This window comes from Dactylosporangium sp. NPDC000244 (genome assembly GCF_040300725.1).
In the GTDB taxonomy this organism is placed as follows: Bacteria; Actinomycetota; Actinomycetes; order Mycobacteriales; family Micromonosporaceae; genus Dactylosporangium.
This window is the reverse complement of the sequence record NZ_JBEPEH010000040.1, coordinates 95,847-121,962: the sequence shown is the minus strand read 5'-3', so window position 1 is coordinate 121,962 and position 26,116 is coordinate 95,847. Positions and strand designations below refer to the sequence as shown.

The window sequence follows — 26,116 nt, the reverse complement described above, 5'->3', positions numbered from 1 at the left end:
CGCTCATGCCGTCACCTCCGCAAGCTCCGGCGCCGGCATGAGGAAACTGTGCCCATGATGAGCGGCCCCTCCGCTTCGCTCCGGACCGCTCATGCGCCGGCCCCGCGGGCCGCGGCGTACGCGGGCGAGAACGTCTCCAGCAGCCGCACCGTCTCCTCGAAGGGCAGCTGCCCGGGGGCGGAGGGCCGGTCCCCGTCGGCCGAGTAGGTGACCCGGGAGCCGAGCACCGGGAAGAACACGCGTGTCGCGGACCCCTCCGTGCCCATCCCGATCACGATCAGCGACTCGTACCGCAGCAGCAGCCCCGCCAGCCGCCGCAGGTCCTCGGGCCCGTGCGCCATGGTGCTGATCTTCACCACGTCGGCGCCGGCGGCCTTCGCGGCCTCGACGGTCCCGGCCAGGGACTCCTCGCCGGGGGTCTTGTCGAAGTCGTGGTACGACACCACGACCGGCCGGTCCGCCGCGCGCGCGGCCGCGATCACCCCGGGCAGGATCCCGGCCGCTGACAGCTCGACGTCGACCGCGTCGACCGCGGGCAGGATCGCCTCGAACAGCCGCAGCCGCGCGTCCTCGTCGTGGGCCCAGCGCCCGCCCTCGGCGCGGGAGCGGATGGTGGCCAGGATGCGCAGCCCGGCCGCGCGGAAGGGCTCGATGGCGGCCAGCACGTCGGCCGGCTCGGCGCTGCGGTTCCAGTCGATGCGCAGCTCGGCCAGGTCGACACCGAGGTCGCGGGCGCGCGCGGCGTCCCCCGCGGGGTCCTCGTCGCCGAAGCTCACCGCGACCAGCGGCGCCCCGCCGGAAAGCCGCTCCCGCAGCGTCTGCGTTGCCAATGGGACTCCCCCTGCCGGATCGGACAGGGGGAGTCTACGGGCTCAGAACGGCCAGGCTCCGGCGCGCCCGGCCTCGAGCAGCGGGATCATCCCGAAGCCCGCGTCGGACAGGCCCCCGAACGTCCAGCGGTTCGCCGTCGACGGCGTGTGGCCGAGGCGGTAGCCGGCCAGGTTCCACGTGAAGATCGGCACGTGCGCGGGGACCGACTCCGACACCGCGCCCTGGTAGGACGCCTGCTCGTCGGTCAGGATCACCACCCGGTCATGGCGCTTGAAGTGCTTGCGCGCCGCCGTGGCGGTGTTGGTACCGCCCCCGTGGAAGTGCCCCTCGGCCCGGAACCGCTCGATCGCCTTCAGCACCGACTCGCCCGGCCGGAGCTTGAACACCGTCGAGCCCGTCGAGAACGACACCACGTCCGCGTCCGCGCACCGGGTGGCCAGGGCCACGCCGAAGACCACGGCCGCGTCCCAGCGCATCAGCGTGCCGTCGCGCGAGAAGCCGGCGTGCATCGAGCCGGAGGTGTCGATGAGCACCAGCGTCCGCCCGGCGAGGGCCGGCACGTTGGCCAGGCTCAGCGTCAGCGCCCGCTCCAGCGCCCACGACCAGCGCAGCGAGGGCGCGGCCCGGTACGCCGAGAGGAACCGCATCGGCAGCTGCCGCGAGCGGGCCACCTCGTCCGGGTCGGCCAGGGCGGCCGCGACCCCCGCCGCGGCGTCGTCGGACACCCCGGCCTGGTCGAGGTTGCGCAGGTTGCGCAGCCGCGCCATGTAGCCCATCGACGGCAGGAGCGCGGTCCACAGCGCATTCTTGGCAAGGCCGGTGCCGCCGCTCATCGACAGCGCGTCCTCCCACGTCATGCCCGCGGCCCGGAGCCGCTCGGGGTCGAGCAGCACGCCCGGGTCGGCGGCCGCGTCCGCGCGCAGCCGCTCGTTGGCGGCCAGCACGGGCAGCGACGCCGGCACCGTCAGGTCCTCGCGGCCGTGGCGGCGGCCGAGCGCGTAGGCGAACAGGTCGCCCTGCCACGGCGCGGCCGGGCTCGGGTGGGTGAGGTCGATGACGTCGCCGAAGCGGAACGCGTGGCTCGCGGTGTCGTACTTGAGCAGGTTCCGCTCGGTGTAGAGCCGCCGCACCGCGTCGGCGATGCCGCGCTTGACCGGCTTCGGGATCGCGCGGCCGTGGCGGGAGATCCAGTACGCCAGCAGCTCCCCCGGCTCGTCGGCGCGCTGCAGCACCCCGGCGACCACCCGGCGGTTCTCGCCGTCCACACCGCGTTCGCGGCCAGCCGCCCGGCCACGAACTCGGCCGCGCCCACGATCGCCGCGGTGCGCAGGTTCGCGCCCGTGCGCAGCCACCCCAGGAAGCGCTCCGTCCACGCCGGGTCGGCGACCGCGGCCGCGCGCACCAGGCGGGAGTAGCGCTCGTCGCGCTCGCCCGCCGCCTCGTAGAACGTCTGCTCGCCGACCATGTTCGTCACGGCCAGCAGGAACAGCTCCGACTTGAGGTCGCGGGCGTATCCGGCGCCACCCTCGTGGGTCGGCCCGGCCACCTGGCTCGGGCCGGCGACCGGACCCCGTCCGATCGCGGCGCGTACCTTCGCAACGTTGAGCTTCGCCATGGGCCGGGACGGTACGCCGCGGCAAAATGCGATGACCGATGTTTTCTCGTGCCCCATCCTGGCCCGATGACTCGCTTCGACCTGCGCACGGCGGATCTGCGGGCGCTCAACTCGCTGACGAAGTACCCGTCGATCCCCACCTACCACGAGCTCGACCCGCGCGACGGTGTCCTGCTGGAGTCCGCGACCGCGTTCCCGGGCGACGTCATCGCCACCGAGAAGGTCGACGGCACCAACAGCCGCATCGTCCTGCTCCCCGACGGCGGCTACCTCATCGGCTCGCGCGAGGAGTTCCTGCACGCCCGCGGCGACATCGTCGCCAACCCGGCCCTGGGCATCGTGGAACAGCTGCGCCCGCTGGCCGAGCGGCTGGCGTCCCGCGGCTCGCTGCGCGTGTACTACCTCGAGCTCTACGGCGGCAAGATCGGCGGCGCGGCGCGGCAGTACACCGCGGACCCGGCCCGCTTCGGCCGGCGCCTCTTCGACGTGGTCCTCCTCGACGACTGGGCGACCGCGCTGACCTGGGCCCCGCCCGCGATCTCGGCGTGGCGCGAGTCCGGCGGCCAGCCCTTCGCGACCGAGGAGCAGCTGGTCGCGCTCGCGGCGGACGCGGACGTCGAGCTGACGCCGCGTCTTTTCCGCACCGACTCCCTGCCGGAGCCGATCGCGGGCATGCGGGCGCTGCTGGCCGAGCGCCTGCCCGAGACCCTGGTCGGCCTCGACGGCGCGAAGGGCCGGGCCGAGGGCATCGTCTTCCGCGCGCCGGATCGCAAGGTGATCGCCAAGGCCCGCTTCCAGGACTACGCCCGCACCGCGAAGCGGCGCCCTACCGCGAGGTGAACAGCCCGATCGTCTCGAAGTGCTGGGTCATGGGGAAGCTGTCGAACGCGCGCAGCCCGGTGAGGCCGAAGCCGAGCTCGCCGAACGTCCGCACGTCGCGGGCGAAGGCGGCCGGGTCGCAGGCCACGTAGGACACGGCCCGCGGCGCCCGCGCGGCGATCGCCTCCACCACGGCGCGGCCCGCGCCCGAGCGCGGCGGGTCCAGGACCACCAGGTCGACCCGCCGCCAGCGCGGGTTGCCCAGCACCTGGGCCACGTCGCCGCGGGCGAAGGTCACGTTCGTCAGGTCGGACAGCGCCCGGCGCCCGGCCGCGACCGCGCGGTGGTCGGACTCGACCACGGTCACCGGGCCGCAGTGCGGGGCCAGGGCGGCCGCGAACACGCCCGCGCCGCCGTAGAGGTCCCATGCCCGCTCGCCCGGCTCGGGCGCGAGCTGCTCGACGACGGTGCCGGTGAACGCCTCGACCGCGTGCGGGTGCACCTGCCAGAAGCCGCCGGCGTCGAGGGTCCACTCGTGCCCGGCGGCCCGCTCGCGCAGCTTCGGCACCGGCCCGGACGGCGGGCCGGTGCGGGAGCCGCGGGTCAGCACCGCGGTCTCGCCCGTGGACGCCGCGGCCGCCTCGATCACCGAGCCGGGCGGCCACTGCCGCTCCAGCAGCGGCAGCGCCTGGATCGCGGGGTGGGCGATGCGGCACCGGTCCACGGGCAGCACCTCGGAGGACCGGTGCCGGTGGAAGCCCGCGTGCCCGGCGCCGTCGACCGCGTACTGCACGCGCGTCCGCCACGACAACGGCCCGCCGGGCAGGGCCTCCACGGTGATGTCCGGAAGGTCCGAAAGATCGGTCAGGCCGCCGAGGCGGGTCAGCTGCTCGGCCAGGACCTGCGCCTTCATCCGGCGCTGGGCGTCCCAGGAGGCGTGCTGCCAGTCACAGCCGCCGCAGGCCCCCGGGCCGGCGAACGGGCACGGCGGGATCACGCGGTCCGGCGAGGGCAGCAGGATCTCGACCGCGTCCGCGCGCAGGAAGCCCTTGCGCCGCTCGGTGACCACCGCCCGCACCCGCTCCCCCGGCAGCGCGTGCCGGACGAACACCGCCTGCCCGTCGTGCCGGGCGACGCAGAACCCGCCGTGGGCGACCGCCCCGACCTCGAGCTCGAGCGACTCCGCGGGCGCCGTCACGAGTCGGTGCCGGCCGAGGAGCGCGGCCCCCGCTTCGGGCCGCGGCTCAGCGTCGCGTCGAGCCGGTCGATGTCCACCCCTTCGATCGAGCTGAGCTGCCACGGCACCGAGGTCACCATCACGCCGGGCTCGAACAGCAGCCGGCCCTTGAGCCGCAGCGCGCTCTGGTTGTGCAGCAGGTGCTCCCACCACTTGCCGACCACGTACTCGGGGATGAACACCGTCACGACGTCGCGCGGCGAGTCCTGCCGCTTGGTGCGCACGAAGTCGAGGATGGGCCGGTTGATCTCGCGGTACGGGCTGTCGACCACGGTCAGCGCCACCGGAATCCCGCGCCGCTCCCACTCCTCCTGCAGCGCCCGGGTGTCGTGGTCGTCGACGTTCACGGTGAGCGCGGTCAGCGAGTCGGGCCGCGTGGCCTGGGCGTACGCCACCGCGCGCAGGGTCGGGCGGTGCACCTTGGACACGAGCACCACCGCGTGGTTGCGCGCCGGGAGCACCGGCCGGACCTCGGAGGGCTCCAGCTCGCGGGCCACCGTGTCGTAGTGCTTCTTGATGCCGACCATCAGGAAGTAGATGACGATCATCGCGATGATGGCGATGTACGCCCCGAGCAGGAACTTGGTGATGAGCACCACGACGAGCACGGCGCCGGTGAGGGTCAGGCCGATCATGTTGATCGTCCGCGAGCGGATCATCCGGTTGCGGGTCGGCTTGTCGCGCACGGTGCGCAGCAGCCGGTTCCAGTGCCGGATCATGCCGGCCTGGGAGAGCGTGAAGGACACGAAGACGCCGACGATGTACAGCTGGATGAGCCGCGTCACCTCGCCGTTGAACCCGATGATGAGCACCATCGCGGCCAGGGCGAGCAGGATGATCCCGTTGGAGAAGGCGAGCCGGTCGCCGCGGGTGTGCAGTTGCCGCGGCAGGTACCGGTCCTGCGCGAGGATCGAGCCCAGCACCGGGAACCCGTTGAACGCGGTGTTCGCGGCGAGGAAGAGGATCAGCGCGGTGATCACGGCCACCACGAAGAGCAGCACCGACCCGGACCCGAAGACGGTCTCGCCGAGCTGGGTGGTCACCGTCTTCTGCACGTAGTTGGCCGGCCCGCTCTCGATCTGGCTCGGGTTCTCGACGAACTTCAGCCCGGTCTTGTTGGCCAGCAGGATGATGCCGAGCAGCATCGTGATCGAGATCGAGCCGAGCAGCAGCAGCGTGGTGGCCGCGTTCCTGCTCTTGGGCTCCTTGAACGCCGGCACGCCGTTGGAGATGGCCTCGACGCCGGTCAGTGCCGCGCAGCCCGACGAGAACGTCCGCAAGAGCAGGAACGCCATGGCCGCGCCGGTCATGTTGGTGTGCTCGGCGTGGATGACCAGCCCCGCGCTCGGGGCCCGCAGGTCCTCGCCGAGCACGAAGATCTTGAAGAAGCCGGTGAGCACCATCCCGATCATGACGATCATGAACCCGTACGTCGGGATCGCGAACGCGCCCCCGGACTCCCGGATGCCGCGCAGGTTCATCGCCGTGAGCACGGCGATGGCGATGATCGAGATCGCGACCTTGTGGGTGGCGACCCAGGGCACGACGGAGCCGAGGTTGGCCACGCCGGACGCGGTCGACACCGCCACGGTGAGCACGTAGTCGACGAGCAGGGCGCTGGCCACCGCGACGCCGAAGCGGGGGCCGAGATTGACCGAGGCCACCTCGTAGTCGCCGCCGCCGGACGGGTAGGCGTGCACGTTCTGCCGGTAGCTGGCGACGACTGTGAGCATCACCACGGCGACGGCGAGACCGATCCACGGGGAGATCGTCAGGGCCGAGACGCCGGCGATGGACAGGGTCAGCAGGATCTCGTCGGGGGCGTAGGCGACCGACGACAGCGCGTCGGAGGCGAACACCGGCAGCGCGATGCGCTTGGGCAGCAGCGTGTGTTTCAGCCGGTCCGAGCGGAACGGTCGGCCCAGGAGCAGCCGCTTCATGAGGGAGGTGGGACTGGCCACGACGCCTAAGCGTACGGGTCGGCCCTCCTCCCGTTGCACCGGTCGGGGCCGCACATGACATCCTCATGACGAAATGCATGAGGACTCGAAAGGCGGGGACGTGCACGTCGTGATCATGGGCTGCGGCCGCGTGGGTTCCACGCTGGCGCAGAGTCTCGAGCAGCGCGGACACACGGTTGCGGTGATCGACGTCGACGCGGACGCGTTCCGCCGGCTCGGCGGCGAGTTCCACGGCACCACGGTCACCGGGGTGGGTTTCGACCGCGATGTGCTGTTGCAGGCCGGCATCGAGCGGGCCGACGCCTTCGCCGCCGTCTCCTCGGGCGACAACTCGAACATCATCTCCGCCCGGGTGGCCCGGGAGACCTTCGGCGTGGACCGGGTCGTGGCCCGCATCTACGACCCGAAGCGCGCGGAGGTCTACGAGCGCCTCGGCATACCGACCGTGGCGACCGTGCGCTGGACCGCCGACCGGATGCTGCGCCACCTGGTCCCCGAGGGCAACGTCGAGATCTGGCGCGACCCGACCAGCACCGTGTCGATCGTCGAGGTGCCGATGCACCCGGACTGGATCGGCCACTCCGTCGGCCAGCTCGAGGCGCGCAGCGGCGCGCGGCTGGCCTACCTCATGCGCTTCGGCCTGGCGATGCTGCCGACCGAGTCGACCGTGATCCAGGACGGTGACCTGGCCTTCATGCTGCTGACGGACGAGCTGGCCGCACCCGTGACGAAGGTCACCGGCTCGGCGCCCGAAGGGGGACACTGACCATGCGCATCGCGATCGCCGGGGCCGGCAACGTGGGCCGCTCCATCGCCAAGGAGCTCGTCGACAACGGCCACCAGGTCATGCTGATCGAGCGCGTGCCGAAGATGGTGCGCCCCGAGCGGGTGCCCGCCGCCGAGTGGATCCTGGCCGACGCCTGCGAGCTGACCAGCCTGCAGGAGGCCGACCTGTCCTCCTGCGACGTGGTGGTCGCGGCCACCGGCGACGACAAGGTCAACCTGGTCGTGTCGCTGCTGGCCAAGACCGAGTTCGCGGTGCCGCGGGTGGTGGCCCGCATCAACCGGGCCGAGAACGAGTGGCTCTTCAACGAGCAGTGGGGCGTGGACGTCTCGGTCAGCAAGCCGCGGCTCATGGCGGCGCTGGTCGAGGAGGCGGTGTCGGTCGGCGACCTCGTCCGCCTGATGACGTTCCGGCAGTCCGAGGCCAACCTGGTCGAGATCACGCTGCCGGAGACCGCGCCGTACGTCGGCCACCCCGTGCGCGACGTCCCGCTGCCGCACGACGCCGCCCTGGTGGCGGTGCTGCGCGGCCGCCGGGTGCTCGTGCCGACCCCCGACGATCCGCTGGAGGCCGGCGACGAGCTGGTGTTCGTCGTCACGTCGGAGATGGAGGACACGGTCCGCGCCGTGATCCTCGGCGAGGACAGCGTCGAGAAGACGCGGGGCAAGATTCTCTAGGCGCGGGACTCGGGTCCGCCGGGGTGGCGGACCGTTGCTCCCGCCAGACACCGCTAGGCGCTGCGCGCCGTCGCTGCCAGGTCCGCGGCTGGTCACCCTTTTCCGGATGTCAGCTCGTCGACGGCACCTCGTCGCCGTCCGGCTCGGGCTCGTCGCGCAGGATGCGGCGGGCCCGCCAGACGGTGAGCGCGGCCAGCAGCGCGTAGGGCGGCCAGCCCAGCGCCAGCCGCGCGATGCCGAGCAGGTCGTCGGAGTCGGCGCTGGTGTCGCGGTAGATGAGGATCTGCACGCCGAGCTTGAGCGCGTAGACCACCGCCCACAGCACCGTCAGCCACATGAAGGCGCGGCGCAGGCGCAGGTTGTCGTACCACCGGGTGGTGCCCCCGTCGAGGGTCACCGACCACAGCCAGCCCACGAGCGGGCGGCGGATCAGCACCGAGACGAGCATGCCGAGGACGTAGCCGACGGTGAGCAGCATGCCGGGCAGGTACACGTCCTTGGCGTCGCCGCTCTTCCAGGCGATGTAGGCGCCCAGCGCGATGCCGAAGACGCCGTTGAGCGCGTGCCGCACGGACTCGCGCCGCGTGAGGCGGTACACGGCCATGGACAGCGCCGCGCCCACGGCGATGATGAGCGACGTCTGCAGCGACCACCACTTGAAGTGGTCGCCCAGGAAGTTGACCACGATGAACAGCGTGATCGGGATGCTGGACTCCACGAGCCCGCGCACGCCGCCGAGCTGCTGCGCCATCTGCACCGAGAACGGGGGAAGCGGCTCCTCCTCGTCCGTCTCGGCCGCGGGGGTGGTCCGGCTACCTGGGTGTCCTGGCTGCATCCGCCCTCATCGTGGTGTGTCGAGGCTCAACGTGGCGTGTCGAGCTCGTAGTACGGGTTGTAGAGCACCTTACGACCATCCCGCAGGGCGATGCGCCCCTTCGCGGTGATTGCTCGACCCGGCTCGATGCCCGCGATGTGCCGCCGCCCGAGCCACACCAGGGTGACCAGGTCGCTGCCGTCGAAGAGCTCGGCCTCGAGCGTGGGCAGGTTGGTGCGCGGGGTGTAGACCACCGTGCGCAGCCGCCCCTTGAGCCGAACGATCTGTCCGCGCTGGCACCGCAGGGCCGGCATGCTGCCGCACTGCTTAGCGTCGCGTTGGAGTTCCTCCGCGTCGAGCTCGGAGTCGCTCGCGGTGAGCCGGCGAAGAAACTTTCGCAGGCCGCCGCGTTCCCCGACCGCGCTCTCACTGTCCGTGGCCATGATGACGGTGCCACCCTCCCTTTCGGCTGCCATGACACCTTCATCAAAAACGGTACGCGCTTTTTCGCCGCTGGCTACGTGGCCTCGGTGACGGCTTTCGGCGCGCTCACGCGCTACCATGCCGCCCGCTTCCCCGACCTACTTGCGCGGACGCGGCGACGGCCGCCGGCGCGGCGGGGCCCCGCCGTCGGCCCCGTTCGCCCCGTTCGCTCCGCTGGCCCCGGCGGCGGCCGGCTCGGCCTGCGCCGCCTCGCCGCCCTCGGTGACCTCCTTGGGCAGGTGCAGCGGCAGCGGCTCGCGCACCGGCATGGCCTCGTTGCCCCGATCGACGACCAGGTTGCGCAGGCACTCCAGCAGCGGCGGGGCGACCTCCGGGTCGACCGCGGCCGGGCCCTGGAACACCGCGCGCACCAGCCAGCGGGGCCCGTCGACGCCGACGAAGCGGATGTCGGTCAGCCCCTCCGGGGTCCGGACCCGGGCGCGCAGCTCGGTGCCGTAGTCGCCCTCGGCCTCCTCGGCCGCGACGCCGTCGGTGAACAGCTGCTTGCGGATCTCGGCGCGGACCTCGCCCCAGATGCCCTCGCTGCGCGGCGCGGCGAACACGCCCAGCTGCAGCGCGCTGTCCTCGGAGACGAGGACGATCTGCTGGATCTTGCCGTCGTTGTCGGCCTGGACCCGCACCTCGACGCCCTCGACCGCGGGCACCTTGAGGGAGCCGAGGTCGAGCTGGGCGATGCCCTCGGGCGCCTCGCTGATGTCGTACGGCCCCTCGATCCGGTTCGACTTGCCGGTGCGCGGCTCGCCGTCCTCGGCCGCGTCCGGGCCGTCGTCGAGATCGTCGAGGTCGAACGACTCCCGGTCGGCCGAGCCGCGCGGGTCCGACTTGGCGTGCCGGCCGCTGCCGCCCTTGCGCGAGAAGATCACTGCTCTGCCTCCAAGTTCGCTGCCGGGACGAGCCCGGCATGCCCGCCGGTCGACCCGTGGCCGCCGGCCCCGCGCACAGTATCGGGAAGGTCCTCGACGACGTGGAAGTGTGCCCGCTCCACGCGCTGGATCACAAGCTGCGCAATTCGGTCACCACGGGATATCTTCGCCGATATCACTCGATCGTGATTGATGAGGTTCACCAGGATTTCGCCCCGGTAGCCCGCGTCCACGGTGCCGGGGGCGTTGACGACGGTCACGCCCATCTTCGCGGCGAGCCCGGAGCGCGGGTGCACCAGGCCGACGTACCCCTCCGGGAGCGCGATCGCGATCCCGGTGCGCACCAGCGCCCGCTCACCCGGCCCCAGCTCCACGTCCTGCGCCGCGTAGAGGTCGGCGCCGGCGTCGCCGGGGTGCGCGTAGGCGGGCAGCGGCAGGCCCGGGTCGAGTTGCCGCACGAGCACGTCCATCCCCATGCCTCCATCCTGCCGGGTCGTGTGCGGGCGCGTTCACGTACCCTCGGCTGTGTGGCAGCACCGAACCCGTACCGCGAGCGGCTCAGCCTGTCGTGGTGGCTGTGGCTGCCCGCCGTGGCCGTCGCCGCGGCGCTCGCCGCCGAGGTCAAGCTGGGCGCCCCGGGCGCGGCGACCTGGGTCGCCTACCTGGTGCTGCTGCCGCTGACCGTCGCCGGGCTCTGGTGGCTGGGCCGCATCCGCATCGAGGTGTCCAACGGGGAGCTGCGGGTCGACGACGCGCGGATCCCGCTGCGGTACGTCGGTGAGGTGACGACGGTGAGCCCGTCGGACAAGCACGACCTGCTGGGGCCGTATGCGGATCCGGAGGCGTTCGTGATCCAGCGGCCCTGGATCGGCCCGGCCGTGCGGGTGGAGGTCCGCGACGAGGCCGACCCGACGCCGTACTGGCTGATCAGCACCCGCCACCCGGACGAGTTCGCCGCGGCGCTGCGCGAGGCCGCTCAGGCCTCGATCGCGCGCTGATCGCCCCCGCCGGGGCCCTTCTTGAGGTCCTTGCGGACCTCGTCGCCCAGGGACAGCGTGGCCCGCCGGTTCAGGAAGCCGCCCACGGCCGCGCCGGTGAGGAACGGTCCCATGGTGCTCAGATTGCGCCCGAAGCGCTTGAGGAGCCGGTCACGCAGCTCCTTGCGCAGCGCGGTGCCCATCGCCGCCGCCACGCTGCCGCCGACCCGCAGCGGGTTGACGCCCCGCCGCTCGGCCCAGGCCTGGATGAGCGCGAACGCGCGCTGGGTGCCGGAGCCGGAGATCGGGCGGTCGTACACCGCGTGCAGCTCCCCGATCAGCTTCATCTCCACCGCGACGACCGCGACCGTCTCGGCCGCCAGCAGGACGGGCGCCGAGAGCAGGCTCGGGGTCGCGACCCACTCGACCGCGGCGACGCCGCCGCCGGCCGCGCCGATGCCGGCCGTGACCATCGACGCGTTGCGGATGAGCCGCTCGGCCAGCGCGTCGCCCTCGAGGCCGGGGTAATGGGCGCGCAGGGTGTCCAGGTCGCGCACGGGGATGTGCGGCGCGACCCTGGTCACCGCGTCGGTGACCCAGCCGATCGCCTTGCGCGGCTGGAACAGGTCCCTCACGCCGCGCTCGCCGACCTCGAGGCGCACCAGGCGCCCGAGCAGGCGGCGGCGGTCCTTGACCGGCACGTCGTCGCCGGTCAGCGCGACCACGGCCTGGGAAAGCTCCGCGTCGTCCGCCGGGCCGGCCAGTGAACCTGGCCCGGCCTGCCCCTCCGGCTGGACGGGCGCGTTCTCGGCCGCCTCGTCGGCGGGCACCGGCTGCTCGACCATGGGAACCTCCATGTTGGTCCACGCCGTGTTCGGCCGCTTCACCACTGCAGCACGTTCACCACTGCAGCACGCCGGCGCCAGTACCGCGTGATCGACTCGCGTCGCGCGGGCCCGCCGTGTTCATGCCCGTTTCACGCCGCGGGCATGCGTGACCGCGGTCACGCACACTCGCGGCAGATCAGCTCCCCGTTGCGCTCGGTCGCGAGCTGGCTGCGGTGGTGCACCAGGAAGCACCGCGAGCAGCGGAACTCGTCGGACTGCATCGGCAGGACCTTCACCGTCAGGTCCTCGTCGGCGAGGTCGCCACCCGGCAGCTCGAAGTTCTCGGAGAGGTCGGTCTCGTCGACATCGACGGTCGCGGACTGCGCGTCGGTGCGGCGGGACTTGAGCTCCTCGAGGCTGTCCTCGCCGAGGTCGACCTCGTCGCGACGTGGCGCGTCGTAGTCGGTGGCCATCGGTGTTCACACTCCCAATTTCATGTCGCCGGGCAGGTAGGGCGCCCGAAGCGACGTCGTCTTCAACGTCCAAGGGCGGCGTACCTTACCGCTCTTGTGCGCTAGTTGTACGCCCGCTCGCGGAAAGTTGTTCCCACTGTGACCGAGGCGACACAACGATCATGCCTCGCGCGGGTCGAACGCGCCCGCAGACCCGCCCCGCGGCGATGGAACGATACCTTCCGGCGCTGCATCCCGCCGGGAGTCGTACCGCAACGGCGAGGAGGAACTTTGTGGTATGTCCGGTGGGGACTTCAGCGCTTCTTCGGCCCAGGCGCTAACCTCTCCGGCAGCCAGAGCGTCTTCTCTGGTGACAGCAAGAGCGGGCGCGGGGAGCGAGCCATGAGTTTTGCGCGGGTGAGAGCACTCGCGGTGGTCGGCGTCCTCATCGTCGCCGCGGCGGTGTTCGTGATCGTCGCCGTCGTCAAGGATCATCAGACCGGCCCCGCCGGTGACGCCAAGCAGTGCGCCGCGGGATCCGTGATGGCCAACGCGAAGCTGCCCACGCAGGAAGACGTGAAGGTCACCATCTTCAACGCGACCAACCGGCCCGGCGCGGCCTCCGACGTCGCGAACGACTTCCTGAGCCGCCGGTTCAAGGAGGCGAAGGTGGTCACCGCCGCGCCCAACCCGCCGGCGAACAAGCCCAACGACGTCGTCGCGATCATCCGCTACGGCCCCTCGACGGTCGGCGCGGCCTGGCTCGTGCGGGCGTACTTCCTGGACCAGGCCCGCCCGGAGTTCGACAAGGCGCGGCAGGACGACAAGGTCGAGATCATCCTCGGCGGGAGGTTCCGCCAGCTGCCGACGACGACCGAGGTCAACCAGGCGATCGCGGCGCTGGGCAACCCGGAGCTGCCCGAGGGCACCTGCGCCAAGGACGAGGGCTGAGGTACCAGTACGGTCACGGTTTCCTGAGGCCGGAAGCCTTACGGCTCCCGGCCATGACGCTGTCGGCGCTGCTCTCACGGGCCCCCGGCCGCGTCCAGGTCGCTGAGGAGCTGATGCAGCCGCGGGTGCAGGGCCGGCGGCGCGGCGATGACCATGTCGAGGCCCGGCGGGTTGCCGTCCAGCCCGGTCACCAGCGCGCCCGCCTCGGCGGCGACGAGCCCGCCGGCCGCGCGGTCCCAGGGGTTGAGGCCCTTCTCGTAGTACGCGTCCAGGACCCCCTCCGCGACCAGGCACAGGTCGAGCGAGGCGGCCCCGAGCCGGCGGATGTCGCGGATGTGCCCGATCAGCCCCGCCAGCACGCGGGCCTGGTGCAGCCGGCGCTCGGCCGCGTAGCCGAACCCGGTGCCGACGAGGGCCTGGCCGAGCTCGGTCTCCCCGGAGACCCGCAGCCGCCGCCCGTCGCAGAAGGCGCCCCCGCCCAGGGTCGCGGTCCACTCGCGGCCGGTCGCGGCGTTGCGCACCACCCCGGCCACGACCACCCCGTCGACCTCGGCGGCCAGCGACACCGCGTACTGCGGCAGGTCGTACAGGTAGTTCACGGTCCCGTCGATCGGATCGAGGATCCAGCGCACGGCGGAGCGGGCCTGGCCGCCGCCGTACTCCTCCCCGAGCACGGCGTCGCCCGGGCGCGCCTTGTGCAGCTCGTCGCGGACGTGCTGCTCGACCGCGCGATCGGCCGCGGTGACCACATCGGTCGCGGTCGACTTGGTCGCCGCGACGTCGACGCCCTCGGCTCGCATGCGGTTGGCCAGGTCGCCCGCGGAACGGGCGACGGAGACGGCGAGAGCCAGAAGTTCGGCCGGTTGGTCCATGGTCACCATCCTGGCAAAGCCCGGGAAAGCACCGCACAGCCCATCCGTTCGGTCACAAGACGCGCGTCCCGCCCCCTCAAGAGGGGATGTTGGGGCGAGAGAGCGTTACAATTCACGCGCTGCCCGCTGTCGTTCGTGAATCCGCCCGGAGCCACGACCCACACGGGCGCCACCAAACAAGCAACCCGGCCACTCAGCACGGCCGCGCCGTGCGCGAACCCGGCCGCATCGGCCGTCGCTCGCTCATCGCACCGGAAGGTCGTTCGTGACAGCAGCTCACCAGCCCAGCGTTGACGTACGTTCCCTCGCCGACACGCTGATCGCGCGTGCCGCCGCCAACGGCGGGCACCTGACGTCGGCGGAGGTCGCGCAGGCGGTCGACACCGCAGACGTAACACCGGCGCACGCCAAGAAGCTGCTGAGGAGCCTGGCCGAGGCGGGCGTGACCGTCGTGGTCGACGACTCCGCGAACAGCCGCCGCCGCGTCGCCGCCGCCCGCTCCGCCACTCCAGCGTCCAAGGCGGCCACCGCCAAGGCCGCGCCGGCCCGCAAGGCACCCGTTGCCAAGCCGCTCACAGCCGTCGAATCCGCTTCACCGGAGCCGGCGGCGGCGAAGAAGGTCCCCGTGAAGAAGGCCGCGCCATCGGCGCCCACCGCATCCGCCGCGGCTGCCGCCGCGCCCGCCGCCTCGGCCACGGCACCGGCCAAGAAGGCCGCGCCGGTCAAGAAGGCGGCGAAGAAGGCCGCACCGGGCGCCAAGGCGGCGCCCGGCACCGCCGCCGACCCGGCAAACCCGACCGGCACGCCGGGCGAGGGCGATCCCGAGCTCGAGGAGATCGACGACGCGGCCCTGGCCGCCGAGATCGAGGACGTCGTCGTCGACGAGCCGGTCGAGGAGACCCAGGCGGCCGAGGCCGACGCGGAGGCGACCGCCACCGACGACGACTTCGCGTGGGACGACGACGAGTCCGAGGCGCTCAAGCAGGCCCGGCGCGACGCCGAGCTCACCGCCTCGGCCGACTCGGTCCGCGCCTACCTCAAGCAGATCGGCAAGGTTCCGCTGCTCAACGCGGAGCAGGAGGTCGAGCTGGCCAAGCGCATCGAGGCCGGGCTCTACGCGGCCGAGCGCCTGCGCGCGGCCGAGGACGCCGGCGAGCCGATGCAGATGCCGGGCCGCCGCGACTTCCTGTGGATCTCGCGCGACGGCGAGCGGGCCAAGAACCACCTGCTCGAGGCCAACCTGCGCCTGGTCGTGTCGCTCGCCAAGCGGTACACCGGCCGCGGCATGGCCTTCCTGGACCTCATCCAGGAAGGCAACCTCGGCCTCATCCGCGCCGTCGAGAAGTTCGACTACACCAAGGGCTACAAGTTCTCCACCTACGCCACCTGGTGGATCCGCCAGGCCATCACCCGCGCCATGGCCGACCAGGCCCGCACCATCCGCATCCCGGTGCACATGGTCGAGGTCATCAACAAGCTCGGCCGCATCCAGCGCGAGCTGCTCCAGGACCTGGGCCGCGAGCCCACCCCGGAGGAACTGGCCAAGGAAATGGACATCACGCCGGAGAAGGTGCTGGAGATCCAGCAGTATGCGCGTGAGCCCATCTCCCTCGACCAGACCATCGGCGACGAGGGCGACAGCCAGCTCGGCGACTTCATCGAGGACTCCGAGGCGGTCGTGGCCGTCGACGCGGTCTCCTTCTCGCTGCTGCAGGACCAGCTCCAGCAGGTGCTGCAGACCCTGTCCGAGCGCGAGGCGGGCGTGGTGCGGCTGCGCTTCGGCCTCACCGACGGCCAGCCGCGCACCCTGGACGAGATCGGCCAGGTCTACGGCGTGACCCGCGAGCGCATCCGGCAGATCGAGTCCAAGACGATGTCGAAGCTGCGCCACCCGTCGCGTTCCCAGGTCCTGCGGGACTACTTGGACTGAACGATCGTTTTTCGCTCTGCGCGAACCGGGCCGTCCCAAACGGGGCGGCCCGGGTGTGTTTCGGGTCACCGAGGGCATTACAGACCCGTGGCGGCGCGCCAACCCACTTGTGATCGCAAGCCTGGCGCGATAGGAAGCACGTAGCGGGTATTCGGTTCGTAGCCGGACCGGCCCGCGAAGTACGACGCAAATGTGACATCGGTCCCGCCGATAAAGTGGGAACGAGTTCGGGCAAGACGGTGTTGAACCATCTGTGGAACGACGCAAGGAAGCGTTCGTCGGTGACGATCAGAGGAGGAAGGCGATGACCCCGACCCTCACGCCGCCGCCGGAGACGGCGGCGCCCCCCGCCGCCGAGGAACGGTGCGACCGCTGCAACGCGGCAGGGAAACTTCGAGTTCGGCTCGCCGAAGGCGGCGATCTGATCTTCTGTGGACATCACGCCAACAAGTACGCCGACCAGCTGGTCAAGATCGCTGTCGAGTACGCCGTGGCCCCGGACTTCTCGTGGCGCGGCTCCGAACTCTCGGCCGGCTGAGACCAATACGCCTGACCGCAGGGCGACCCTCCGGGGTCCCCTGCGGTCATTTTTGTGCCCGGAGGCCGGTTGGACGCGATATGTCGGGCGCTGGCGCGCCACGACATATCGGATTTATGACCTGCCAGGCGACAAATCCGATTGGCCGGATTTTGTGGGCCGCCACCGGGCGCGTCGCACGGCCGTTGGGCAGCCGCTCGCACAGCCTCGGACCGCACGCCGGACGTCGGCTCGGGCCCGCACGGCGCGCTGCAGCCGCCGGGCAACTGCTCGCACGGCCCGGGGCCGGTCCGCGACCGCCAACCCCGCCGCACGTCAGCTCGGGCCCGCACGGCGCGCTGCAGCCGTCGAGCAACTGCTCACACGACCCCACACCGGTCCGCGACCACCAACCACGCCGCACGTCAGCTCGGGCCCGCACGGCGCGCTGCAGCCGCCGGGCAACTGCCCACACGACCCCGGGCCGGTCCGCGACCGCCGTTTCGCCCCGACCGGCGGGCTGATCCACACCGCCAGGCGGTCGCGACTCCCCCTGCGGTGGCCCGGCACGCCGCACGTCGGCTCGGGCCCGCACGGCGCGCTGCAGCCGCCGGGCAAGTGCCCACACGACCCCACACCGGTCCGCGACCACCAACCCCGCCACACGTCAGCTCAGGGCTTTGCGGCCCGCCCGGCATTCACGAGCCTCGGGTCGTCGCCGGCTTGGAGGCGGAGCGGGACTCGAAGTTCACAGCGCGACCCCCGAGCGAGCCCCACAGCCCTCAGGCACATGCACACCGAGGGCTGCGACCGGATGAGCCGCGGCGACCGACACCCGCCCGAACGCCGCGACCCGGGGACAGGCGTCAGAGCCCCGCTGGAGCGACTCGACGCCGCGGCTGGCCAGAGTTGGCCAGGGCGGGTGCGGGAGGGACTCTCAGAGCGCGTCAGAGGGTCTGGATGGTCGCGATCCGCTCCTCGAGCTGCTCGATCGTCGCCTGGGCGCTGGGCGGTCCCCCGCACAGCCGGCGCAGCTCCGCATGGATTTTGCCGTGCGGGAGGCCGGTGCGGTGGTGGTGCGCCGCGACCAGGGTGTTGAGCTGGCGGCGCAGGACGATGCGCTTCTCGCCGGCCGTACGCGGCTGAGCCGGGATCTCCGGCGCGGCCGGACCCGCGGGAGCGACGGCGGAGCGACGCTTCTCGGCCGCCATCTGCTCCGCCTGGCGCTTGTTCAGCAGCGCGGTGACCTGGTCGGGGGTGAGCAGGCCGGGCAGCCCGAGGTACTCCTCCTCCTCCGCGGTCCCGGTTGCCGCCGGCATGCCGAAGGTCGCGCCGTCGAAGATGATCTGGTCCAGCTCCGCGGTGGCGCCCAGGGCCTCGAAGGCGCCCTCGAGCTCGCCGCTGGCCTTCTCCTCGCGGTTCGCCCGCTCCATCTCGTCGTCGTCGTAGCCGTCCTTGGTCTTGGGCTCGCCGAGGACGTGGTTGCGCTGGGCCTCCATCTCGCTGGCCAGCTCCAGCAGGTGCGGGACGCTCGGCACGAAGACGGTGGCCGTCTCGCCGGTGCGGCGCGCGCGCACGAAGCGGCCGATGGCCTGGGCGAAGAACAGCGGGGTGGAGGCGCTGGTGGCGTACACCCCCACGGCGAGCCGCGGAATGTCCACCCCCTCGGACACCATGCGCACCGCGACCATCCACTTGTCCTGCGACGCGGAGAACGCGGCGATCCGGCCCGACGCCCCCACGTCGTCGGAGAGCACGACGACGGCCTTCTCGCCCGTGAGCTCGCCGAGCACCTTCGCGTACGCGCGCGCGTTCTGCTGGTCGCTGGCGATCACGAGGCCGCCCGCGTCCGCCATGCCCCCGGCCCGCAACTTGTTGAGGCGCGCGTCGGCGGCCCGCAGGACCTGCGGCATCCAGTCGCCCTTGGGGTCCAGGGCCGTGCGCCAGGCCTGGGAGATGAGGTCCTGCGTCATCGGCTCGCCGAGCCGGGCGGACAGCTCGTCGCCGGCAGAGGTGCGCCAGCGGGTCTCCCCGGAGTACGCCAGGAAGATCACCGGGCGCACGACGCCGTCGCGGAGGGCGTCGGAGTAGCCGTACACGGTGTCGGAGCGCGATCGCTGGATGCCGTCGGACCCGCGCTCGTACTCGACGAACGGGATCGGATTCTCGTCGGAGCGAAACGGCGTGCCGGTGAGCATCAGGCGCCGCACGGCAGGCTCGAACGCCGCCTTGACCCCGTCGCCCCAGGACTTCGAGTCTCCCGCGTGGTGGATCTCGTCCAGCACCACGAGGGTCCTTCGCGTCACGGTGCGCCGCTTGTGTACGGCAGGAGCGATCCCCACCTGCGCGTAGGTCACCACGGTGCCGTGGAAGTCGCTCGACGTGTGCACGTCGGAGTTGCGGAACCCGGCGTCGAGGTCGATCCCGACCCGCGCGGCCGCCTGCGCCCACTGCGTCTTGAGATGCTCGGTCGGCGTGACCACGGTCAGGTTGTCGATGGTGCCGTCGCCGAACAGCTCCAACGCCACGCGCAGCGCGAACGTGGTCTTCCCGGCGCCGGGCGTGGCGACCGCGAGAAAGTCCTCGCGCTTGCCCCGCAAATACTCCATGAGCGCCTTGCGCTGCCACACCCGAAGCGACTGACCTTGCTGCACCACCGGACGCGGCGGCATGCGGCACCCCTCCCCGATACGGACCTCACGTCCCGGGGCACTCCCCCGGGCCGCCTTCCACCGTCACGCTCACGCCGCAGCGGCGCCGGGCCAACGAGCTACCGGCGCGGCGATGCACCCAGCAGGAGGGGGACGGCCCGGTGCACCCAGCCAGGCGCATGAAAACGCCCTCGCGTCAGCGCGGACCGCGAAGGCGTTGACAGCCTAGCGGGCATCGGCCGGCGATGCGCCGAACCGAGCCGAACGTCACGAACTCGGGTCGTCGTTCTGCACGACGTTCTCGTAGATGTCCTTGCACACCGGGCACACGGGGAACCGGCTCGGGTCGCGCGATGGCACCCAGAGCTTCCCGCAGAGCGCCCGCACCGGCGTGCCCTCGATCATGGCCTGCATGATCTTGTCCTTCGGCGCGTAGTGCGAGAACTTCTCGTGGTCGCCGGCGTCGTAGCGGTAATCGGTGCTGGTCTGCTCGTCGACGCGCTCGTCGGTGAGAGTCCCGCCACCGTTCTCGGGAGTGGTCGTCACAACCCCCAGTCTGCCAGGCCCGCCCGGAATAAGCGCGCATCGCCGTCGCCCTGTGGACAACCCACCTCCGGCGGCCGGGTGGGCGGCGGCGCGCGCGGGGGACGAAAGGGGCGAACGAGCACGGGAAATGCCGCGAACCGCAACGGCTATCGTGAGCTGGTGATCAACCATGCCATTCGGTTCGGAAGCGAGGTCGACAGCGCCCGCCGCAGCGGTGCGCCCATCGTCGCGCTCGAAAGCACCATCATCTCGCACGGGCTCCCGCGGCCGGCCAACCTCACCGTCGCCAAGGAGATCGAAGCCACCGTCCGGGCGGCCGGTGGCGTGCCGGCCACCATCGGGATGATCGGCGGCGAGATCGTCGTCGGGCTGTCCGAGGACGAGATCCGGCACCTGGCCGAGCGCGATGACGTCGTCAAGCTGTCCGTGCGCGACCTCGCTCCGGCCGCCGCCGCCCGGGCCGACGGGGCCACGACCGTCGCGGCCACCTCGGCGATCGCGGTGCGCGCCGGCATCTCGGTGTTCGCGACCGGCGGGCTCGGGGGCGTGCACCGGGGCGCCGCCACGACCTTCGACGAGTCCGCGGACCTGACCGCGCTGTCGCGCCTGCCGATCGCGATCGTCTGCGCGGGCGTGAAGTCGATTCTCGACGTGGGCGCCACGCTCGAGCGGCTCGAGACGCTCGGGGTCGGGGTCGTCGGCTACGGCACCCGCCGCTTCCCGGGGTTCTACCTCACCGACGCCGGGTTCGACCTCGACTGGTCGGCCGGCGACCCGGGCGCCGTCGCCGAGATCATCCGGGCCGCTCGCGGGCACGACGTGCACCGCGGGGCGCTGGTGGTGGCCAACCCGCTGCCCGCCGAGGAGCAGCTGGACCCGGCGCTGCACGACCGGGTGCTGGCCGAGGGGCTGGCCGGGCTCGAGCGGGAGGGCGTCACGGGCAAGGACGTCACGCCGTACCTGCTCTCGCACTTCCACACCGCGACCGAGGGCAAGAGCCTCGACGTCAACGTGCGCATCATCCTGCGCAACGCCGAGCTCGCGGCCCGCATCGCCGCCGCGATCTAGATGACGGTCCTCGTCATCGGTGACGTGGTCACCGACATCCTCACCGTGCACGAGGGGCCGCTCGCCATCGGCTCGGACACGATCGCCGCGGTGCGCATCGCCGGCGGCGGGTCGGCCGCGAACACCGCGGTCTGGCTCGCCGCCGCCGGCTGCCCGGTCGCGTTCGCGGGGGTCGCGGGGCTCGACGAGCCCGGGGACGCGCGCGTCGCCGAGCTGGCCGAGGCCGGGGTGACCACCAGCGTGCGCCGGGTGCCGGGGGTGGCGACGGGCACCGTGGTGGTGCTGACCTCCGACGCCGAGCGCACGATGTTCACCGACCGCGGCGCCAACCGGCTGCTGGAGCGGGCCGACGTGGAGCGGGCGCTCGCGCTGCCGGGCCTGCGCCACCTGCACCTGTCGGCCTACGTGCTCTTCGACGCCGACTGCGCGCCGGCCGGGCGGTTCGCGCTGGCCGAGGCCCGCCGCCGGGGGCTGACCACGAGCCTCGACGCGGCGTCGGCGGCCCCGCTGCGGGAGCGTGGCGGGGCCGGCTTCCTGGCCGCGGTACCGCGCCCGAACCTGCTGTTCGCCAACCGCGACGAGGCCGGGGTCCTCGGCTCGGACAACCCCGCGGAGCTCCTGGCCCACGCGGACGGGGTGGTGGTGAAGTCGGGTGCGGCCGGCGCGGCGTGGGCGGACGCGGACGGCACCGCGCGGGTGCCCGGCATGCGGGTCGGTGGCATCGTGGACCCGACGGGGGCCGGTGACGCGTTCGCGGCGGGCTTCCTCACGGCGTGGCTGGCCGGGCACGGGCCCCGGGCCTCGCTCGAGGCGGGCAACGAACTGGGCGCCCGAGCGGTCACCAAGCTGGGCGCGCGCCCTTAGCTCTTCTGCTCCGAGTCGGCGTCGATGACCTTGTGCTCGCGTTCGGTCAGCGCGTGCCCCGGGTCCGGGTGCGAGGTCTGCCGCCGCTTGAAGCGGTTGCGGAAGCGGTTCTCGGGACGTACGGGAGCGTCATTGGCGAGCAGGACCGCGATCATCGGCAGGAAGACCCCGCCGGCGACGCACAGCGAGAGCCACAGCCACGTCAGCGGCGGGCGGGTCGCCACCAGGATGGCGGCGACCACGACGCACGCGGCGCGCAGGAGCATCATCAGGACGTAGCGCACCTCGCGGGCGCGAAGCTCCTGCTCGGGACTCCGCGGCGCGTCGGTGATCAGCTGTGGGCGATCCCTGCGGGCCATTGGTTCGAGTCTGCCACGTACGCGTGACAGACGTCGCATCAGAGGTCGGTGGGCTTGACCGGCGCGCCGGGGTTCACCCCGCCGACCGTGGCCTGCTCGCGCTCGGTGGTGCCGGTGGCCAGCAGGTCGCGGATCTCGGTGAGGAGCCGGATCTCGTCGCTGGGCGCCGCCGGCTCGGGCGCGAGGCCCCGCTTGCGCCGCTCGGCGAGCTTGTTCATGGGCAGTACGACCAGGAAGTACACGGTGGCGGCGGTCAGCAGGAACGTGATGACCGCGTTGACGAAGCTGGGCCAGGCGAGCACCTGCTTGCCGATGTGCAGGCCCTGCTTGTCGTCGACACCGATGCCGCCGGTCAGGCTGATCAGCGGTTTGAGGAAGCCGTCCGTGAACGCGGTGACGACGTTGTTGAACGAGGCACCGATGACGACGGCCACGGCCAGCTCGATGACGTTGCCACGAGAGATGAAATCCCGGAATCCCTTGAGCACGGATGCACCTTACGGCCGGTCGGCGCCATCCGCATCCGTTGCCGCGCTACATCTGCCTAGTTCCCTTTAGCCGCCTTGGCTTCGGCCTTGACCTGCTTCTTGTACTCACGCACCTTCACCAGCGAAGGCCCGTCCACGATGTCGGCGACGGAGCGGTGCGAGCCGTCCTCGCCGTACCCGCCCGCGGCCGCGCGCCAGCCGTCGGGCCGCACGCCGTACTGCTTGCCGAGCAGCGCCACGAAGATCTGCGCCTTCTGCTTGCCGAACCCGGGCAGCCCCTGCACCCGGCGCAGCAGCTCGCCGCCGTCCGCGACGCCGTCCCACAGCCCGGCCGGGTCGCCGTCGTAGCGCTCGGCGAGCGCGCGGCACACCTCCTGCACCCGCGCGGCCATCGCCTTGGGGAACCGGTGCAACGCCGGCGGCGTGGCGAAGATCGCGATCAGCGCCTCGGGGTCGAACTCGGCCAGCTCGTGCGCGGTGGGCTCGTGCCCGAGGCGCTGGGCCAGCACGTACGGCGAGGAGAACGCCTTCTCGAGCGGGATCTGCTGGTCGAGCGTCATGCCGACGAGCAGCGCGAGGGGGCTGCGGGTGAGGTACTCGTTCGCGGCGTCGTCGATCGGCAGCGTGATGGCCATGCGCACATCCTGCACCGCGCCGAGGCGATCGCGCAGGCGGGTTCGCCACCCTCCGCCCTACTCAGTCAGCTCCCGCCGCCCCTTCGCGTCTGTGCTCGATCTCGATGAGCACGGCCAGGTCCTGCTGCTCCTCCTCGCGGGCCTGTAACGCCTCGCGTTTGCGCCGGCGATCGTCGAAATCGGCATAGACCTGACCGGCTCCGCGCTTCGGCGTCCACCGTCGAGACGCGACCGGCGTCAGCCAGCACCTCACGCTCGTTGAACTTGAGGAACGCGTTCGTACGTTCGATCCACTCCGCCATCAGGATCTGCTGGCGCCTGCGCGCCCGGTCTTCAGCGAAGTCCAGGAACATCGTCGTGAGCCGGTTCAGCTCGGTGACCTCGTCCTCGGTCAGGTAGTTCTTCGCAACGGTGACGTCCGACTTTCGCACCTGCCGGCCGTGCCAGGTGGTCAGCCCCATCGACGGTGCGGCGACGTCGGCCCGAGCCACGATGAGCTCGCCGGCGGTTCGGCCGGTAACCGCGTACAAGAGCTTGTTCTGGATCGTGGCGAAGAACGTCTTGGCGATGGTGCTGGAGGGTGTGTAGTCGGCGCTGGTGGCGGCGAAGATGTCTCGCACTTTCTGATAGAACCGCTTCTCCGAGGCGCGGATGTCCCGGATGCGCGCCAGCAGCTCTTCGAAGTAGTCGGCCGTCTGCGCGCCCTTGAGACGCTCGTCCTGCAGCGCGAAGCCCTTGACCAGATACTCCGTGAGCACCGTGGTGGCCCACTGCCGAAACTGCACGGCGCGCGGGGTGGTCACCCGGTACCCGACCGCCAGGATCATGTCGAGGTTGTAGATCTTGACCTCGCGCCGCACCCTGCGCGAGCCCTCGATGCGAACTGTCAACTCAGCGTTGACAGTTGCCTCACCGACCTCGCCGTCGGCCAGGACACGAGCGATCACCTGCTGGATGTTCTGTTTCGAGGTCCCGTACAGGTCGGCGATCTCCAGCTGCGTCAGCCAGATCGTGCCGTCGACGGCACGCAGCTGCACGACCGAGCCGCCGTCCTCACCCCGATAGAGAATGATCTCGCCCGCATGGTCGACCATGAGTCTCCGTCCGCTTTCCGGGGCTTCCGAGCGGACCCAACTATAGGCCGTGTGGCCACTAGAGGCGAATCGCGCGCACGCCGCCTCACCGCGGGGTTGGTGGACGCGTGAAGCGCGCCCGGGCCCACAGATATCCGCCCAGGGCCATCGCCGCCGACCAGCCGGCCGCCCACCAGAGGTGCCCGCCGATCGGGGTGCCGTTCAGCGCGCCCCGCAGCGTCTCGATGATCGGCGTGAAGGGCTGGTGCTCCGTGAAGGCCCGCACGCCCGGCGACATCCGCGCCGTGGGCGAGAACGCGCTGCTCAGGATCGGCAGCAGGGTCACCGGCAGGGATGCGTAGCTCGCGGCCACCACGGTGCGCACGGACAGGCCCATCGCCGTGGTCAGCCAGGCCCCGGCGAACGCGGCCAGGGCCACGATCGCGGCCACGACCAGCCAGCCGGTGAGCCCGGCGTGCGGACGGTAGCCCATGGCCACGGTCAGGCCGAGGATGATCGCCACGCACAGCAGCGTGCGCAGCACCGTGCCGAGGACGCGGCCGGTCAGCACCGCCGCGCGGGAGATGCCCATCGTGCGGAACCGGTTGATGATGCCCTCGTTCATGTCCGTGGCCACGGCGACGGCGGTCTGCCCGACGCTGTAGCCGATGCAGAGCACCAGGATGCCCGGCACCACGTAGCCGAGGTAGTCCTCGCCGAGGTCGGTGGCGGCGCCGAAGATGTAGACGAACATGAGCAGCATCAGGATCGGGGCGATCAGCGCGCTCACCAAGGTGGACGGGTTGCGGCGGCTGTGCAGCAGGTCGCGCCGCAGCATGGTCAGGGCGTCGCTCATCGCACCGGCTCCTTCGTGGCGGCTGCGTGGCCGGTCAGGGCGAAGAACACGTCGTCCAGGTCCGGGGTGTGCACGGTCAGGGTGTCGGGCTCGACCCCGCCGGACTCGAGGCGGTCCAGCAGGGCGCGCAGATCCGCGGCGGTACCGTCCCCCGGCACCCGAAGCGCGAGCGCCTCCTCGTCCGGGGTCGCCGCGGGCAGCAGGGCGGCCGCGGCGGCGAGCGGCTCCGGGGCGGTGAAGCCGAGCCGGACGTGCGCGCCGGGCACGCGGCGCTTGAGCTCGTCGGGGCGGCCCTCGGCGACGAGCCGGCCCTGGTCGAGCACGGCGACGCGCCCGGCGAGCTGGTCGGCCTCGTCCAGGTACTGCGTGGTCAGGAAGATCGTCACCCCGCCCGCCGCGAGCCCGCGCACCAGCTCCCACACGGTGCGGCGGCTGCGCGGGTCCAGGCCGGTCGTCGGCTCGTCCAGGAAGATCACGCGCGGCTCGCCGACCAGCGTCATGGCCAGGTCGAGGCGGCGCTTCATGCCGCCGGAGTACGTCAGCGGGGTGCGCCGCGCCGCCTCGGTGAGCTCGAAGCGCTCCAGCAACTCCGCCGCGCGCCGCCGGCCGGCCCGCCGCGGCAGGTGCAGCAGGTCGGCCATGAGCAGCAGGTTCTCCTCGCCGGTGAGCAGGTTGTCCACGGCGGAGAACTGGCCGGTGACGCCGATCGCGGCCCGGACCTTCGCGGCCCCGGTCGCGAGGTCGTGCCCGGCCACGGTGGCGCCACCCGCGTCCGGCGGGATGAGCGTGGCCAGGATGTGCACCATCGTGGTCTTGCCGGCGCCGTTGGGGCCGAGCAGCGCGAAGATGGCGCCGGCCGGGACGGTGAGGTCGATGCCGTCGAGGACGACCCGATCGCCGTAGGACTTGCGCAGCCCGGAAACCGTGATGCCCGAGTCAGTCATG

At 72.0% G+C, this 26,116-nt stretch carries 28 protein-coding genes; 9 read left to right on the top strand and 19 right to left on the bottom strand.

Going from position 1 to position 26,116, the window contains the following annotated elements; all coding sequences use genetic code 11:
• Positions 1-89: 89 nt before the first annotated feature.
• Together ABT369_RS44205 and ABT369_RS44200 are read right to left on the bottom strand one after the other, a co-directional pair.
• The gene (locus ABT369_RS44205) at positions 90-830 is read right to left on the bottom strand and encodes a type I 3-dehydroquinate dehydratase (protein ID WP_350622150.1); all 741 of its coding nucleotides are present in this window, start codon (positions 828-830) and stop codon (positions 90-92) included.
• Positions 831-872: 42 nt separating this feature from the next.
• Positions 873-2,096: a TROVE domain-containing protein gene (locus ABT369_RS44200; RefSeq protein WP_350622148.1), complete on the bottom strand. Its 1,224-nt coding sequence runs from the start codon at positions 2,094-2,096 to the stop codon at positions 873-875.
• 416 nt (positions 2,097-2,512) lie between these two features.
• Between ABT369_RS44200 and ABT369_RS44195 the strand changes: the two genes are divergently transcribed.
• Positions 2,513-3,286, top strand: coding sequence for an RNA ligase family protein (locus ABT369_RS44195; RefSeq protein ID WP_350622146.1), 774 nt, complete (start codon positions 2,513-2,515; stop codon positions 3,284-3,286).
• On the opposite strand, the gene ABT369_RS44190 is transcribed toward ABT369_RS44195, so the two are convergent.
• Together ABT369_RS44190 and ABT369_RS44185 are read right to left on the bottom strand one after the other, a co-directional pair.
• Positions 3,273-4,463, bottom strand: coding sequence for a class I SAM-dependent RNA methyltransferase (locus ABT369_RS44190; RefSeq protein ID WP_350622144.1), 1,191 nt, complete (start codon positions 4,461-4,463; stop codon positions 3,273-3,275). The genes ABT369_RS44195 and ABT369_RS44190 overlap by 14 nt on opposite strands.
• On the bottom strand, positions 4,460-6,463 hold the full coding sequence (locus tag ABT369_RS44185; RefSeq protein ID WP_350622142.1) for an APC family permease: 2,004 nt from the start codon (positions 6,461-6,463) through the stop codon (positions 4,460-4,462). Before ABT369_RS44185 ends, ABT369_RS44190 begins: the two co-directional genes overlap by 4 nt.
• Before the next feature lie 100 nt (positions 6,464-6,563).
• Between ABT369_RS44185 and ABT369_RS44180 the strand changes: the two genes are divergently transcribed.
• Both ABT369_RS44180 and ABT369_RS44175 read left to right on the top strand, forming a co-directional pair.
• Positions 6,564-7,229, top strand: coding sequence for a potassium channel family protein (locus ABT369_RS44180; RefSeq protein WP_350622170.1), 666 nt, complete (start codon positions 6,564-6,566; stop codon positions 7,227-7,229).
• Positions 7,226-7,924, top strand: a complete 699-nt coding sequence (locus ABT369_RS44175; protein ID WP_350622168.1) for a potassium channel family protein — start codon at positions 7,226-7,228, stop codon at positions 7,922-7,924. Before ABT369_RS44180 ends, ABT369_RS44175 begins: the two co-directional genes overlap by 4 nt.
• A 109-nt stretch (positions 7,925-8,033) precedes the next feature.
• On the opposite strand, the gene ABT369_RS44170 is transcribed toward ABT369_RS44175, so the two are convergent.
• The 4 genes from ABT369_RS44170 to dut form a co-directional block, all read right to left on the bottom strand.
• Positions 8,034-8,759 carry a DUF3159 domain-containing protein gene (locus ABT369_RS44170; RefSeq protein WP_350622140.1) on the bottom strand — a complete coding sequence of 242 codons (726 nt, stop codon included), beginning with the start codon at positions 8,757-8,759 and terminating at the stop codon, positions 8,034-8,036.
• Between the two features lie 26 nt (positions 8,760-8,785).
• Positions 8,786-9,181 (bottom strand): OB-fold nucleic acid binding domain-containing protein, encoded by a 396-nt coding sequence (locus ABT369_RS44165; protein ID WP_350622166.1) that lies wholly within the window; start codon positions 9,179-9,181, stop codon positions 8,786-8,788.
• A gap of 138 nt (positions 9,182-9,319) precedes the next feature.
• The gene (locus ABT369_RS44160; protein WP_350622138.1) at positions 9,320-10,105 is read right to left on the bottom strand and encodes a DUF3710 domain-containing protein; all 786 of its coding nucleotides are present in this window, start codon (positions 10,103-10,105) and stop codon (positions 9,320-9,322) included.
• Positions 10,102-10,581: a dUTP diphosphatase gene (dut, locus tag ABT369_RS44155; RefSeq protein ID WP_350622136.1), complete on the bottom strand. Its 480-nt coding sequence runs from the start codon at positions 10,579-10,581 to the stop codon at positions 10,102-10,104. The genes ABT369_RS44160 and dut overlap by 4 nt, the downstream gene beginning before the upstream one ends.
• A 51-nt stretch (positions 10,582-10,632) precedes the next feature.
• Between dut and ABT369_RS44150 the strand changes: the two genes are divergently transcribed.
• Positions 10,633-11,103: a DUF3093 domain-containing protein gene (locus ABT369_RS44150; protein WP_350622134.1), complete on the top strand. Its 471-nt coding sequence runs from the start codon at positions 10,633-10,635 to the stop codon at positions 11,101-11,103.
• On the opposite strand, the gene ABT369_RS44145 is transcribed toward ABT369_RS44150, so the two are convergent.
• Both ABT369_RS44145 and ABT369_RS44140 read right to left on the bottom strand, forming a co-directional pair.
• Positions 11,082-11,927: a hypothetical protein gene (locus ABT369_RS44145; RefSeq protein WP_502891903.1), complete on the bottom strand. Its 846-nt coding sequence runs from the start codon at positions 11,925-11,927 to the stop codon at positions 11,082-11,084. The genes ABT369_RS44150 and ABT369_RS44145 overlap by 22 nt on opposite strands.
• Positions 11,928-12,085: 158 nt before the next feature.
• Positions 12,086-12,382, bottom strand: a complete 297-nt coding sequence (locus ABT369_RS44140; protein WP_350622132.1) for a DUF4193 domain-containing protein — start codon at positions 12,380-12,382, stop codon at positions 12,086-12,088.
• Positions 12,383-12,778: 396 nt separating this feature from the next.
• On the opposite strand from ABT369_RS44140, the gene ABT369_RS44135 reads away from it, so the two are divergent.
• Positions 12,779-13,312: a LytR C-terminal domain-containing protein gene (locus ABT369_RS44135; RefSeq protein WP_350622131.1), complete on the top strand. Its 534-nt coding sequence runs from the start codon at positions 12,779-12,781 to the stop codon at positions 13,310-13,312.
• Positions 13,313-13,386: 74 nt separating this feature from the next.
• On the opposite strand, the gene ABT369_RS44130 is transcribed toward ABT369_RS44135, so the two are convergent.
• Positions 13,387-14,184 (bottom strand): inositol monophosphatase family protein, encoded by a 798-nt coding sequence (locus ABT369_RS44130; protein WP_502891901.1) that lies wholly within the window; start codon positions 14,182-14,184, stop codon positions 13,387-13,389.
• A 265-nt stretch (positions 14,185-14,449) separates the two neighbouring features.
• Here ABT369_RS44130 and ABT369_RS44125 point away from each other — a divergent pair, with 265 nt between their 5' ends.
• On the top strand, positions 14,450-16,114 hold the full coding sequence (locus ABT369_RS44125) for an RNA polymerase sigma factor (protein WP_350622127.1): 1,665 nt from the start codon (positions 14,450-14,452) through the stop codon (positions 16,112-16,114).
• A 304-nt stretch (positions 16,115-16,418) separates the two neighbouring features.
• Complete coding sequence (locus tag ABT369_RS44120) at positions 16,419-16,652, top strand: DUF7455 domain-containing protein (protein WP_350622164.1); 234 nt, start codon at positions 16,419-16,421, stop codon at positions 16,650-16,652.
• A 926-nt stretch (positions 16,653-17,578) separates the two neighbouring features.
• On the opposite strand, the gene ABT369_RS44115 is transcribed toward ABT369_RS44120, so the two are convergent.
• Together ABT369_RS44115 and ABT369_RS44110 are read right to left on the bottom strand one after the other, a co-directional pair.
• On the bottom strand, positions 17,579-19,303 hold the full coding sequence (locus ABT369_RS44115; protein ID WP_350622125.1) for a DEAD/DEAH box helicase: 1,725 nt from the start codon (positions 19,301-19,303) through the stop codon (positions 17,579-17,581).
• A 246-nt stretch (positions 19,304-19,549) separates the two neighbouring features.
• A complete protein-coding gene (locus ABT369_RS44110) occupies positions 19,550-19,828 on the bottom strand; it encodes a DUF3039 domain-containing protein (protein WP_350622123.1) in 279 nt (92 codons plus the stop codon).
• Between the two features lie 159 nt (positions 19,829-19,987).
• On the opposite strand from ABT369_RS44110, the gene ABT369_RS44105 reads away from it, so the two are divergent.
• Positions 19,988-20,896 (top strand): pseudouridine-5'-phosphate glycosidase, encoded by a 909-nt coding sequence (locus ABT369_RS44105; RefSeq protein WP_350622121.1) that lies wholly within the window; start codon positions 19,988-19,990, stop codon positions 20,894-20,896.
• Positions 20,897-21,760 carry a carbohydrate kinase family protein gene (locus ABT369_RS44100; protein ID WP_350622119.1) on the top strand — a complete coding sequence of 288 codons (864 nt, stop codon included), beginning with the start codon at positions 20,897-20,899 and terminating at the stop codon, positions 21,758-21,760.
• On the opposite strand, the gene ABT369_RS44095 is transcribed toward ABT369_RS44100, so the two are convergent.
• The 6 genes from ABT369_RS44095 to ABT369_RS44070 form a co-directional block, all read right to left on the bottom strand.
• Positions 21,757-22,119: a DUF3099 domain-containing protein gene (locus ABT369_RS44095; RefSeq protein ID WP_350622117.1), complete on the bottom strand. Its 363-nt coding sequence runs from the start codon at positions 22,117-22,119 to the stop codon at positions 21,757-21,759. The genes ABT369_RS44100 and ABT369_RS44095 overlap by 4 nt on opposite strands.
• 38 nt (positions 22,120-22,157) lie before the next feature.
• Positions 22,158-22,607 carry a large conductance mechanosensitive channel protein MscL gene (gene mscL / locus ABT369_RS44090; RefSeq protein ID WP_350622115.1) on the bottom strand — a complete coding sequence of 150 codons (450 nt, stop codon included), beginning with the start codon at positions 22,605-22,607 and terminating at the stop codon, positions 22,158-22,160.
• A 56-nt stretch (positions 22,608-22,663) separates the two neighbouring features.
• On the bottom strand, positions 22,664-23,242 hold the full coding sequence (locus ABT369_RS44085; RefSeq protein ID WP_350622113.1) for an HhH-GPD-type base excision DNA repair protein: 579 nt from the start codon (positions 23,240-23,242) through the stop codon (positions 22,664-22,666).
• A 65-nt stretch (positions 23,243-23,307) separates the two neighbouring features.
• Positions 23,308-24,336: a virulence RhuM family protein gene (locus ABT369_RS44080; protein ID WP_350622111.1), complete on the bottom strand. Its 1,029-nt coding sequence runs from the start codon at positions 24,334-24,336 to the stop codon at positions 23,308-23,310.
• A gap of 85 nt (positions 24,337-24,421) precedes the next feature.
• Entirely contained in the window at positions 24,422-25,171 is a 750-nt protein-coding gene (locus tag ABT369_RS44075; protein WP_350622109.1) for an ABC transporter permease, read from the bottom strand.
• Positions 25,168-26,115 (bottom strand): ATP-binding cassette domain-containing protein, encoded by a 948-nt coding sequence (locus tag ABT369_RS44070; RefSeq protein WP_350622108.1) that lies wholly within the window; start codon positions 26,113-26,115, stop codon positions 25,168-25,170. Before ABT369_RS44070 ends, ABT369_RS44075 begins: the two co-directional genes overlap by 4 nt.
• Position 26,116 lies beyond the last annotated feature (1 nt).